The following is a 12,732-nucleotide window of genomic DNA, read 5'->3' as shown; positions in this document are numbered from 1 at the left end:
TACAAAGTTTATTCATCGGATGATCCGTACGGAACATTTACGGAAGATACAAGCGGAACTTTTGTCGATGAAAGTTGGAGTGCTGCTGTTCCGAATGGTTTGAAATTCTATTATGTGACGGCATTGAATTAGTAAAAAAAGGCAGACTGGACTTCATCCATCAGCTGACGGATGGAGTTCAGGATGCTAAACAAACAAGGAAATAGGAGAGAGGAAAAATCTAAAAAGTATTATAATCCTGATTTGTTTGGGGATTATCTGCTCCACGCCTTGAAAGGCTTGGCAATTCATGAGTTGCCACGAGATTCATCTCGTGGGATAGAAAGCCTTCCGAATCCTTGTTCATCAGAAAATTGAGAGAAGGCTTCGGAAGGAATTTGCGTCATTCTTTCCGAAGTTTCCTTCGAAGAAATTCTTTCTTATAAGATTCGGAAAGTTTTATCTCGCATCATACAAAACAGGAAAAAATTTGACAGATATGAAGGAAAAAAGAGCATCAGGTTTAGAAATATTATAGAGGAAATTTATGAAGAAGCTAATCTGTCTTTTTGCAATAATTATATTTATACAAAATTTTATTAATGCAGATTTAACCGATGGTCTCGTTGCCCATTATCCTTTCAACGGTAATGCCGACGATGAAAGCGGAAACGGACTGGATGGAATTGTTACCGGAGCGACTTTAACGACAGACAGATTCAGTAATACAGATTCCGCCTATTATTTCGATGGAATAAATGATTTCATCGAGTTCGGAGATCATTTCGATCCGGGAACGAATAGCTGGTGCATTAATTATTGGATAAGAACTATCCAGACTTCCCGGTTTGATAGTGATAAACGGGAAGGTTCTGCCAATCCCAATCAATATGGGATTATTATTGTCGGCAACCATCCCAGTCAGTATGAACAGCATTTCAGGATTGGGATGGAAATTCTGGACTGGGATTTTACTTTTTACGATAATGCCTGGCACAATATCTGCTTGATGCGGGATGTTAATAATGCAAAACTAAAAGCGTATGCAGATGGAAATTTCATCGATGAGATTTCGATAACGATCGAAAATATTCATAATGCGGCTTCATTCAGATTAGGATGCAGTCATTTGAATACAAATTTCTTCGAAGGAAAATTCGATGACATCCGTTTCTATAACCGTGTCTTGACCGAGGATGAGATCGAAACCATCTACCATCAAGACGGCTGGGATTCGGAAATCGACGGACTGGTCGCGTACTATCCCTTCAATAACAATGCTGATGACGAAAGCGGGAACGAACATCATGGAACTGTTTATGGAGCAATTATCGGCGAAGACAGGTTTGGAAACTCCAATGCAGCTTATGAATTTGACGGAACAGATGATTTTATCGATTGTGGTCTCGATCCTGACCTGAATATCACAACTCATCTTTCCGTCAGTTGCTGGGTAAAATATTACGATTATAATTACGGCAGTTTGTATCATCCCGATTTTATCAGCAATGCTGATTATGCGTTAAGCACTCACACGCAAGATTGGAAAGGTTACCTGGTTGGAACTACTCGAAATCATCCTTCTCCGCAATTCAACGGAACTATGAAATTCACTGTTCTTAAACCTTATGAGAATTACGGATTAAGAACCGATGATCGTTATGACGATGATAAATGGCATCATGTTGTGTCTGTCTTCTATCCCGGACATTATCTGCGTCTTTATGTGGATGGTGAAATCGTTGAGCAGGATACGGTCACAATTTCGTCTTTCACTGCTTCGGATCTACCATTAAGTATCGGTCGTGGTTATGAGAATGATGAATATCATTATTTTGACGGATTGATCGATGATATCAGGATCTATAATAGAATTTTGAGTGAGGAAGAAGTTTCGGATTTTTATCACGAGAATGACTGGATGCTGGCTCCGGATGTTACGATCGAGATAATCGGTAATAATGTTGAACTTAATTGGACATATATAGTTGGAGCGAACTCCTATCGAGTTTATTCTTCGGAAAATCCGTATGAAATAATGGAAAATTGGATATTGGAAGAAGAAGTGACCGAAGATAATGATTGGAGCGAACCGGTTAATGGGAGTAAGTTTTATATTGTGAGAGGAGTGCAGTAGGATAGAATATAGAAAAAAACTTACCAGGTTCAAAAGAACTCTGGAAGTTTATGAAATTTCAGTGCTTTTCAGTGTTTAATAAATCCAACCTCACACCAACTCAAACTTCTTCATATAAAGCGTACTCAAGTTTAGTTTCTTCAACTTCGAACTCAAACTTCCCGCCAGTTTATTCACCACATCATAACCGAGTCTGGGACGGGATTCCATCAGTCTTTCTAAACGCTCGATATTGATCTTTATCAATTTGGAATTGCTGGTCAGGATAACATTTGCGCTACGCGGACTTTTATCGATGAGAGCCATTTCTCCGCAGATATTTCCTGAACTCAAATTTCCAACTATCTGTTTTCCGGTTGTAACTTCCGCACTTCCATCGATGAAAATATAGAGATTATCAGGTTCTTTATCCTGTCCAATAAGTATATGACCTTTTGGAAACTCCACAGTTCTTGCAATCCGAGCCAGATGATAAAGTTCACCGTCAGCCAGATCTTTGAAGAGTTCTGTTTTACGAGCAGCATCTGTGATTTCCATACCGAGCATGCGATCTTCAAAACCTTTTTCCACGATTTCTATTATTTTCTGTCCCGGTTCGAGCAGTCTCATTTCCCCTGGATCATATTGACAACAGAGTTTTGTCATCCGAATAACATCGAGCCGCTCAACTTGTTGAAAAACCATAGAAGGGCAATACGCTATTGGGACAAAACCGAGTCTTTCAAAAGTTCTCTGGATTTTGGGTGAATAAGCTGAAATATCTACTTCCATATAATCTACCTGGAATTCTTCCCGTGCTATTCGATCTACTTCTGATAATAAAAATCCTTTAACAGCATCATCGAATTCGATCAATTCAAAGATACGGATTTTCTTATCTATCGGATCATGAATGAAACCGACCGCACCGAGAACAGCATCTCCTTCTTTCGCGATCAAGTAATTTGTGGTTGGATCACCTATCCTGAAAAAACCATGAGATAAGGAAAAATTCCCGAAAATCTCACGGTTGGAAACTCTTCCTCTTTCAATTCGAAGTAAAGATGTAACACCTTTCTGCTCTTTCAGATGCTCAATTTTATAACCTTTCCCGATCGGATAACCATCGACTTCGTTTTCAACGATTATGTCTACCGGGTAATTCATATTTTTGAGAACAGTTTGAGCAAGAACCGAAGCTTCCGAAATAACTCGTGGATTATTCTTCCGCAGTTCTTTTGCCATGCCTTGAGTTTTTATATAAAAGAGAGTGCTTTCCCGGTGTTTACCAAACAGGTATTTCATCGGTTCGAAACCACAGGCTGTCCAATGCAGTTCCTCCAGAATTTTCTGGCTTCCGCGATGAGGTGTGCGTGCTTCTCCCATCAGGAATTGCACTCGATCTGTTGTTTTATCGATCAGGATTTGAGTTAGTTCCGTATATAATCCTTTTCCCCTGTATTTTGGATCAGTTGTAGCAACGAGTCTGCCAATTTCCCCGATCATATCATCCAGACCTCCGGAGGTCAGCATCATGGATACTGTGGCAACGATTCTATTATCCATTTCCATGATCAGGAAAAAAGTGCCGTCATCATAAACTGCTTTTTTCAGCCATTCCGTATCATAAAATCCTTTGAATGGGTATTCCTTGCCGTAAACCTGGACGAACAGATCACGGATCTGGTTTACATCAGTGTCTCGAGCTTCTCTAATTGTTTTCATAATTCATTCTCCAACAATTTTCAATTCCAAAAAAGAATTTCAGCAATTTCAATGTCAAATGAAATCTCAAATTTTAATTGCGATCTATCTCGAAATGATCATCTTTCCGGAAATAAGTTGATGATCTTTTGTTTTGATCTGATAGAAATAAACTCCCGGTTTTACTAATTTCCCCGATTCATCTTTTCCATCCCAATTCTTGGAGTAAAGCAACTGTGTTGCTTTTGCATTAACATGGTTAATGCAGTCCAAAGTTTTGATTTGCTGTCCTTTGATATTATAAATATTGACCTCTGTGATCTCTGTGTCTCTGTGGCATGAAAATGAAATCGTTGTTTCCGATTGAAATGGATTTGGATAATTATAGATTTGATTATCCTGTATTTCCGGATAAATTTCGTCGATTGAACTTCCTTCATCCTGAATCGCGATATGAACTGCTCCGATCGCAACCACATATTCGGAGAGAAATTCTTCGTTCAGATCATATATTCTGACAATCGAATTTTCGATCCAATTACCCGCATCGACAACAGCAATATTTTCCGAATTAGCAGCAATCGAAGAACCTCCGGATGAGAAAGGATTTTGCGATGAATGAATAATCTCATAAGTTTCGGCATTATAAGAATATACACCGATTCCCATTCCGTCTCCGAGATAAACATTTCCATTTTGAGCAAAAGTTATATTTGCCGGAGAACCTCCGATTTCAATTGTCTCCATAACTGAATTTGATAAAGGATCGATAATGCAGACTTTACCAAAAATTGAAAAATAATCTCCTGTACAAACTAAATGGATTATATCATCGGCAACTGTGAATGCCTGCGGATTTATTTCCACATCGATGGTTTCGATAACTTCAAATGTGTTCAAATCAATTACAGAGACTGTTCCCGGATTGTAGCTTGGATAAATATAATTTGTATTGGCAACATACAATTTTCCGTCATAAACAACCATTCCTTCGGGAGAATTTCCAACCATAATATCATCTACGACTTGATCTGTCGAAAGATCGATCTTGTAAACTTTTGATGTGAAAAGTCCAGTTACGAATGCAAATCCATTATGGATGATCATATCATACGGATTTGAGGAATTCTCAACAGGAATATTCGCTAAAGTTTCTCCGCTGTTCAAATCGATCTTCTGAACCGAATTGTCTCCGGAATTGACGACATAAATGAAATCCTCGGATAGAATTACTCTGTTTGCATACAAACCGATCACAGAAAAGGCATTGTTTACATATCCTGTTTCCAGATCGATTTTCGATAAAGTCTGGCTGTTGGAATTCACGACAAACGCATTCGCTCCAAACAAGTTAAGCATCAGACATAAGTTGAATAATACAACTAATTTTTTCATTTGTTGACTCCTTTTTTATTTTTAACTCACCCTCGTTCCCTCTCTTGAAAAGAGAGGGATGACTTTTTTCCCTTCTCTTTGCAAGAGAAGGGATTAAGGGATGAGTTTTATATTTAGTCCACTCGTTCCCAAACTCCAGTTTGGGAATGTTCGGCTTTGAAAAACTCTGTTTTGAGTAATTAAGATTTTACTCGCGATCGAAATGGAATTTCTTTCCCAATTGTGTTTCTCCCGAAAGCCTTCGGGAGAATTTGGGAACAAGCGACTTCCTCTCCTTTTAGGAGAGGATTGAGGTGAGGTCGGAAAACTTTCCGAATTTTAGTTGGAAGAAATCCTTTGGAGGAAACTTCGGAAAAGATCAATTCATATTCCATATTTTACCTCAAAACAAACCTGCCAGTTCCGTCCCGGTTGCGGCATATATTTATAAAGTTCGTAATCTTCATCAAAAAAATTGTTCACAGCACCTGAAATCCCAAAAATCAAATTTTTATATGGAAAATCGTAAACAAAATCAATGTTGGTCAATTCGTATTCCGGCATAACCAATTCTTCGCTTAATTGATCAGGAGTTGTGTATTGTTTTCCGGTTTTTGTATGCATAATTTTGATTGAGAAATTCTTTATTTCATATTTAAGAATTGCCTGAAAATTATATTGAGGAATGAAGGGAAGAAATTTATTATAAAAATCACCTCCTTTTGTTTTATTTTTGGCAATTGTTTTCAGATAGGAAATTCCGAGATTAAAATGCTTAAAAAAATTGAAATTAGAATCCATTTCAAAATTTGAGATATTCACGGTTTCGATATTTTCCGGTCGCCAATAATCTGTCTGTCGCGTCCAATGGATAAGATTTTTGACGGTATTGGAATGAAGCGATATTTTCAGAGAGTTTTTCAACCATTCGAGTTTCCCGAAAACCTGTCCGCCATTTGAACTTTCAGACTTCAAATCTTCATTTCCATGCGCCTGTCCGTCATTCCAATAAAGATCATAAAAGGAAGGAACTGTGAATCCTGTGCCAAAACTTCCACCAATAATTAAGGTGATAAAAGTATCAAATTTTGTATCTGTATCAAAACGGTATGTCATAAAATTTCCAAAATTATTATGTTTTTCGATTCTTGATGATAAGATTAAATCCGAAGTGAAAGGGAAAAAATCTTTTGTGAATTTTACATTTCCTGAACCAGCATAATTTTCCCGATATTTTTTTTCTATATTAGCATTGGGATTGGTCTCATTTTCAGATGCAAAATCTTCATATTTGTAGGAAGTTCCAAGATCGAAGGTTATGATTTCTTTTTTGAAACTAACTTTTGTGTCAATCCCGCGAGAATTCCTGAAATGATGGTTCAAGATCTGAAACCAACTTGATTCCGTATTATCATAAGATGATCTGTCTTTAAAATAGAAAAGATTGGAAATAAGATTAATTTTAGAAAATTCCTTTTTCAAATGGATTTTATGACGATTTGTTGATCCTTCCAACTTGCTGTTATCATAAATAGTTATGTTCTCGGGTGAGAGATATTTTCGGAAGAATTTCTGAATATCAAAACCATATTCGATTTCCATCGGAAATGAATTCAAACCGATACTGAAATCCAAATCCTGAACACTTTTATCATTATTTTTCAGATTGTTTTCCAAACCGGATTGATTGTTGAATAGAAAATCATTATTGGTGGAATTATGGGCTGCATACAAATAAGAATAGAAATATCGATTGGAAATACTTAAATTCGCATAAGTTTTAGAAAGACCGAATGATCCGATCTTCTGTCCGGTTTTCAGGCTGAATCTTCCATCAGATTTTTTCGTATTGATATTAATAATTCCAGCCATCGATCCGGAACCGAATTGAGCATTATTTTTGATAATTTCGATATTATCGATAATTTCAGCAGGAATGGTCGAAAGATCAAAATCCTGCCCGGACGGATTGAGAGGAATTCCATCCAGCAAAATTAGAGTGTGTTTAGATTTATGACCGAGTAAAGAAACTGTTTTTCGTTCACCCGGAAGATCGACACCCTGAATATAAATTCCCGGAGTTTCTTTTAAAATATCAGCAGCATTATTCTCTGATTTTTTCTCAACTTTGATAACGATCTTATTTGAGGTTTCTGTTAGAACCTGTTTGAAACGCTCTTCAACAACTTCCATTCCTGAAATTTCGATCGCTTTTTTCTTGAGAATGATTTTTTGAGGAATTTTATCTGCAAAAAATTCTAATTCTTCAAAACCGATCTTATGAATTTTTATTTTTTCATTTTCCCGAACTTGATCAAGATCAAAAAAACCGGATCTATTTGAAATTGCGGTTTTACTTTCTGTTGTAATGATGACATTTTCCAGCGGTAAATTTTGGTCATTAACTATTTTTCCGGAAATTTCAAGGCTGTGAAGAGAGGTTAAAAGTATTGTGAAAAGGAAACAGAAAACAAGGAATCGAAGATTGATAACTGATAATTGAAGATTAATTTTTTTTTGCCGCAGAGACACAGAGCGAAGTCCGACTATAGACGGAAGCATAGATTCACTTGTTTGTCTTTTCGGTATATTTCGGTGATCTCGGCTTGTCAGGTTGTAGCGAAGCAAAGTCTGATGGCTCATTTTTATTTTCCGGGATAGATGAGATTAGGTTTACCGGAAAGGGGATTTTTTACGATTTTCAAATTTGTTCCATAAAGTTCTCTGATTGTTTCCGACTTTATTGTATTTTCAGGATTTCCATCAGCAATTATTTTTCCTTCTTTCATCATAATGATCCTATCGCAGTAATCTGCAGCCAGATTGATGTTATGAGAAACAAGGATGATCATTTTTTTATATTCGTGATTAATTTCGGAAAGGAGTTGCATAATTTCCAATTGATGATTTATATCCAGATTCGCAAAGGCTTCGTCCATCAGGATTATTTCCGTTTGTTGAGCAAGAGATCGGGCAATGGAAACTCGTTTTTTCTCTCCTCCGGATAATTGCGAAAACATCTTATTCTTTAATTTGAAGAGATCGAGTTGTTTTAAAATCCTGTCCGTAATTTCCCTGTCTTTTTGTGTATAATTCTGCCAGTATCCGAGATAAGGGAATCTTCCCATGAGGACGAGATCATAAACATGATGATCGAATTGGAGTTTGAAATCTTGCGGAATTAAGGAAATCTCTTGTGCAAGATAATTTTTATTCCATTTTCTAAGAGGTTTATCCTTCAATAGAATTTCACCCTTTTCTATGGATTGAAAACCGATTAAAGCCTTTAATAGTGTTGATTTTCCTGCTCCGTTAGGTCCTAAAAGGGCGCAGAATTCTCCCCTTTTGAAATCCAAAGTTAGATTTTGGATTACAGTTTTATCTTGATATCCTGCTGAAATATTTTTTAATTTTAACATAGTTTTTTCTTTTTTGCCACAAAGACACAAAGATCACAGAGTTTTTATTTTCTTTTTCTGTACATTTCGGTGTTCAATTTTTATTCATGTTTATTAGTGCTCTTCGCGGCTGAATTTTTCCTTAAATCTCACATCAAGAACAAATAATTTGACATCTCATACTAATTTAATATGTTATCCTGAATGGAGGTTGAGAATGCAGATTTCGACGAAAACCGGATACGCTGTCAGAGCCATTTCCGAACTGGCAATCAAATCGAATGGAAAGCCGATTTCTATATCGGAATTATGTTATGATAAGAACCTCCCGATCAAATATGTAGAACAACTTTTCCGGAAATTAAAGAAAAACGGATTAGTAAAAAGTGTACATGGATCAAAAGGTGGATATTTCCTGAATAAAGACATTTCCGAAATATCGCTGAAAGATATTATGAAGGCTGTTGATGATAGTTTTTCTACGAAATTTTGTGTTGATGATAAAGCCCGAATCGATTATTGTTCCGGTTTTCCTTGTGGTTTTCATGAACTCTGGGATGAGATAATAGATCATATCGAAAATTATTTCGAGTCTATAAAGTTGGATGCAATTGTTTCTAATTATGGAGTACAATAATCATGTTATTACTAAACAACGAATTCGTCTCCAAAAAAATATAATGGATGTTTTATTCCAAAAGGAAAGAAAATGAATCAGATATATTTTAATAATTGCTTAACTTCAAAACCTGCTCCGGAAGTGATTGATGCAATGTTGCCATACATGAAAGAGGATTTCCAATTGCCCGGAACTTTTATCGCTAAAGGTGAAAAAATTGCTGCAGACTTGGAAAGTTTCAGGAAAACCGTAGCAGATTCGATGAGTGCAAAACCTTCCGAAATCCATTTCACAACCGGTGGTACATCAGCCAATAACATCGCCATCAAAGGATTTCTTTCTGCTAATGCTCATCAAGGAACTCACCTCATCTGCTCCGTGATCGACTATCCTGATTTGCTGACCAACGCTGCTTTCTTTGAAAAAAGCGGTTTTGAAGTAACTTATCTTCCAGCAGACTGGGATGGTTTCATCGATCTCGAAGAATTAAAAAAAGCGATCAGACCAGATACCATTCTGTTCATGACAACTCTTGCAAATCATACGGTTGGGACGATCCAACCGCTCAAAGAAATCAAGGATATATTAGATGCTGCTGATCACAAAATCGCTGTTCATGTCGATGCTTGTGAAGCGTATGCCCGGATTCCCATAAATGTCCAAGAACTCGGAATTGATCTTATGTCAATCAGTGCTCATAAAATTCACGGACCAAAAGGTGTTGGGGCTTTGTATCAACGGAAAGGAATTCAACTCGCTCAATTTAAACACGGCATCAATCGTGTTGATAATCTGGAAACAGGAGGAATCAGTGTTGCTTCGATTGCCGGATTTTCCAAAGCTGTTGAACTTGCTTTTGATAATTTTGAAGAAAACACTTCCAAGATTCGGAGTTTATCAAACCACCTTTTGCAAAAAATCGAAGAGAAAATCCCATACACAACTTTGAATGGAGCCAGAGGAGAAAAACGAGCACCTCATCACATCAATGTCTCTTTTCAATACATCGAAGGGGAGTCGATCATGATGATGCTGGATTTAAACGGTATTTCTGTGGCAACGGGAAGTGCATGTGCATCGCAAGGTTTGAAAGCGAATTATGTTTTGATGGCTTTGGGAAGAACACATGAACAATCACATGGTTCGATCAAATTTACTTTGAGCAGATATAATACGATGGAAGAAATAGATTTTACAGTTGAGAAACTTGCTGGGATCGTGAAAGAATTGAGATCGAGAAGTCCGTTATATGAAGATAATAGAAATTAGAAATTAGAAATTGGAAATTATCATCGTTATCATCGTTACTAATCCCCTGATTGGTAATGTATTGTAAAACAAGTTGCTAACTTGTTATCTATAAATATCTAGACAATTGGGCAAATTGTTTTACAAAAAAAGGAGAAAATAAAATGCAATATTCACAGAAGGTTTTAGATCATTTGTATTGTAAACAAGTTGCCAACTTGTTATCTATAAATATCTAGACAATTGGGCAAATTTTTTTACGATAAAAAGGAGAAAATAAATGCAATATTCACAGAAGGTTTTAGATCATTTCATGAAACCGCATAATGTTGGTAAAATGGAAAATCCGGATGCGGAAGCAACAGAAGGAAGTCCGGCTTGTGGAGATCAGGTTTCGATCTTTCTGAAAGTCAATCCGGAGAATAATGTTATTGATGATGTTAAATTTCTTTCCTATGGATGTGCTTCCAATATCGCAACTGCCTCTATTATCACGGATTTGGCAAAAGGAAAAACAATCGAGGAAGCAAAAGAAATAACCTGGAAAGGAGCTGCTGAAGCACTTGATGGTCTTCCCCCTGTAAAAATGCATTGTTCCGTTCTGGCAGTCGATACTCTGCATCATGCGATCAAGAATTATGAGATCAAACATCATCTGGCGAAAGAAGATAAATTTTCCAAAGATACGATCATCGAGGAATTAAAAAAGATCATCTATCCTAAAGTTGGAGAAGATATCGTTACGCTAAAGATGGTCAAATATGCCGGTTTCGAAGAAGGAGTTGCTGTCATCGATATCGAGATTCCGAAATTTGATATTCATCGTGATAATGTTGCAGAAGAAATCCGGGAACATTTGGAGAAATTTAAAGAGATCAAGGAAATCAAGATCACGATGTAGATAAATTTGTTGATTTAATTTTGAACTCACCCCCAATCCCTCTCTTGAGAATAGAGGGGAAAACATGGAAACATAAAATCGCTGTATCCATCAGCATTTCTACTCTTTTACAAAGAGAAGTTAGGGAAATCTGAAATATTTCAATGGATTAGAAAACTTAAGACAAGTCAGCCGGCAGTTGCCGTAGAACTTAACTCAAGTTTTCATACTTTTATCTCATCCCACACTATAAAGCTATTAAAGAACTATTTATTTTTTTATTCCCAAACGGATTTTGGGAACGATGTTTTAGTTGATTTTTAGCGTTTGGAAATAATGTTTTTCCATTTACCAGTTTATTCCAATTAAACTTTTTCAACTGATTTCACAGTTTCAACCATTGCGAAGGTTTTTAACCATTCGAAAAGTTTTCCATTTCTCCCTTTCTCCTTGTACATTGTTCCTTGCCCCTTTTTTTCACTTACTTCTTGCCATGATAAACAAGAAAAACGGACATCCGAGAAAAGCGGTTACAACTCCAACCGGAATTTCGATCACTGCGATATGTTTTGCCAGAAAATCGCAGAAAATCAGAAGGACTGCACCTCCGAAAGCCGAATAGATAAGACTGAACCGTTTATTTCCTCCAAACATCATCCTGATCAAATGCGGAACGACAAGCCCGATAAAACCGATAATTCCGGCATAAGCAACCGTTATTCCCGTCAGAATCGAACTTACGACAAAGATTTTCCTTCTTATTTTTTTTATATCGATTCCCAAACTTGATGCTACCAGGTCTCCGGTAGTCAGAATATTCAATTTGTTGGAAAGAGTGAATAGATAAGTCATCAGAATAATGGAAATTCCAAATACAAAGAGGAAAATTTTCCATTCGCTGTTACTGAAGATCCTTCCTAAATTTCCCATCAGAACATTGATGATATTGCCGATATCCTGCTGGTTGAAATACATCAGAAGCGAGATCAGGGCTGAAAAGAACATGCCGATAATGATTCCGGAAAGCAGTAATTTTGTTTTGTTGAAAAATCCTCCGAGATGGGAGAGATACCAGACTAAAATCATGGTCAGGATTGCTCCGCCAAATCCCATTAATGGCATTAAAATGAATAATCCGGAAATTCCTGCTAAAATGCTGCCGAAGGCTGCTCCGGATGAAATTCCTAAAATGTATGGTTCTGCTAGAGGATTATTGAGCATGACCTGGAAAGTGAAGCCGACTCCTGCTAAAATGAATCCGGTCAGGAAAGTCAGCATTAATCTTGGAAACCTGACGGACATCATGATATGGGTAGAAGGTGATTGGAAATTCAGATAAAGATAGATCAAGGCAATTGAAAAAAGTGTGATGATGAGCGAGATTAGAGTTCTTTTTTTCATTTATCTTTTGTTT

Annotated in this window: 9 protein-coding genes; 4 read left to right on the top strand and 5 right to left on the bottom strand. The window is 36.8% G+C overall.

Features of this window, described 5'->3' with window-relative positions:
- The first annotated feature begins 526 nt into the window (after nt 1–526).
- Entirely contained in the window at nt 527–2,116 is a 1,590-nt protein-coding gene (locus ENL20_08715) for a LamG domain-containing protein (GenBank protein ID HHE38638.1), read from the top strand.
- A gap of 90 nt (nt 2,117–2,206) precedes the next feature.
- On the opposite strand, the gene ENL20_08710 is transcribed toward ENL20_08715, so the two are convergent.
- The 4 genes from ENL20_08710 to ENL20_08695 all read right to left on the bottom strand — a co-directional run bounded on the left by ENL20_08710 (nt 2,207) and on the right by ENL20_08695 (nt 8,592).
- Complete coding sequence (locus ENL20_08710; protein HHE38637.1) at nt 2,207–3,820, bottom strand: GNAT family N-acetyltransferase; 1,614 nt, start codon at nt 3,818–3,820, stop codon at nt 2,207–2,209.
- 84 nt (nt 3,821–3,904) lie between these two features.
- The gene (locus ENL20_08705) at nt 3,905–5,194 is read right to left on the bottom strand and encodes a T9SS type A sorting domain-containing protein (GenBank protein HHE38636.1); all 1,290 of its coding nucleotides are present in this window, start codon (nt 5,192–5,194) and stop codon (nt 3,905–3,907) included.
- 363 nt (nt 5,195–5,557) lie between these two features.
- Nucleotides 5,558–7,816, bottom strand: coding sequence for a hypothetical protein (locus ENL20_08700; protein HHE38635.1), 2,259 nt, complete (start codon nt 7,814–7,816; stop codon nt 5,558–5,560).
- Nucleotides 7,817–7,818: 2 nt separating this feature from the next.
- Nucleotides 7,819–8,592: an ABC transporter ATP-binding protein gene (locus tag ENL20_08695; protein ID HHE38634.1), complete on the bottom strand. Its 774-nt coding sequence runs from the start codon at nt 8,590–8,592 to the stop codon at nt 7,819–7,821.
- A 196-nt stretch (nt 8,593–8,788) separates the two neighbouring features.
- Here ENL20_08695 and ENL20_08690 point away from each other — a divergent pair, with 196 nt between their 5' ends.
- The 3 genes from ENL20_08690 to ENL20_08680 all read left to right on the top strand — a co-directional run bounded on the left by ENL20_08690 (nt 8,789) and on the right by ENL20_08680 (nt 11,339).
- Complete coding sequence (locus ENL20_08690) at nt 8,789–9,208, top strand: Rrf2 family transcriptional regulator (GenBank protein HHE38633.1); 420 nt, start codon at nt 8,789–8,791, stop codon at nt 9,206–9,208.
- Nucleotides 9,209–9,280: 72 nt separating this feature from the next.
- A complete protein-coding gene (locus tag ENL20_08685; protein ID HHE38632.1) occupies nt 9,281–10,459 on the top strand; it encodes a cysteine desulfurase in 1,179 nt (392 codons plus the stop codon).
- Between the two features lie 259 nt (nt 10,460–10,718).
- Entirely contained in the window at nt 10,719–11,339 is a 621-nt protein-coding gene (locus tag ENL20_08680) for an iron-sulfur cluster assembly scaffold protein (GenBank protein ID HHE38631.1), read from the top strand.
- 456 nt (nt 11,340–11,795) lie between these two features.
- Here ENL20_08680 and ENL20_08675 read toward each other — a convergent pair whose 3' ends face one another.
- Nucleotides 11,796–12,719, bottom strand: a complete 924-nt coding sequence (locus ENL20_08675; GenBank protein ID HHE38630.1) for an iron ABC transporter permease — start codon at nt 12,717–12,719, stop codon at nt 11,796–11,798.
- Between the last annotated feature and the right edge of the window lie 13 nt (nt 12,720–12,732).

This window comes from Candidatus Cloacimonadota bacterium, from assembly GCA_011372345.1.
Taxonomy (GTDB): domain Bacteria; phylum Cloacimonadota; class Cloacimonadia; order Cloacimonadales; family TCS61; genus DRTC01.
The sequence above is the reverse complement of the archived record's forward strand: the minus strand, read 5'-3'. Positions and strand labels throughout refer to the sequence as shown.

What these genes read in the sequence shown, in the direction of transcription:
- ENL20_08715 (HHE38638.1), top strand. Translation starts at nt 527, where the DNA reads ATGAAGAAGCTAATCTGTCTTTTTGCAATAATTATATTTATACAAAAT.
- ENL20_08710 (HHE38637.1), bottom strand. Translation starts at nt 3,820, where the DNA reads ATGAAAACAATTAGAGAAGCTCGAGACACTGATGTAAACCAGATCCGT.
- ENL20_08705 (HHE38636.1), bottom strand. Translation starts at nt 5,194, where the DNA reads ATGAAAAAATTAGTTGTATTATTCAACTTATGTCTGATGCTTAACTTG.
- ENL20_08700 (HHE38635.1), bottom strand. Translation starts at nt 7,816, where the DNA reads ATGAGCCATCAGACTTTGCTTCGCTACAACCTGACAAGCCGAGATCAC.
- ENL20_08695 (HHE38634.1), bottom strand. Translation starts at nt 8,592, where the DNA reads ATGTTAAAATTAAAAAATATTTCAGCAGGATATCAAGATAAAACTGTA.
- ENL20_08690 (HHE38633.1), top strand. Translation starts at nt 8,789, where the DNA reads ATGCAGATTTCGACGAAAACCGGATACGCTGTCAGAGCCATTTCCGAA.
- ENL20_08685 (HHE38632.1), top strand. Translation starts at nt 9,281, where the DNA reads ATGAATCAGATATATTTTAATAATTGCTTAACTTCAAAACCTGCTCCG.
- ENL20_08680 (HHE38631.1), top strand. Translation starts at nt 10,719, where the DNA reads ATGCAATATTCACAGAAGGTTTTAGATCATTTCATGAAACCGCATAAT.
- ENL20_08675 (HHE38630.1), bottom strand. Translation starts at nt 12,719, where the DNA reads ATGAAAAAAAGAACTCTAATCTCGCTCATCATCACACTTTTTTCAATT.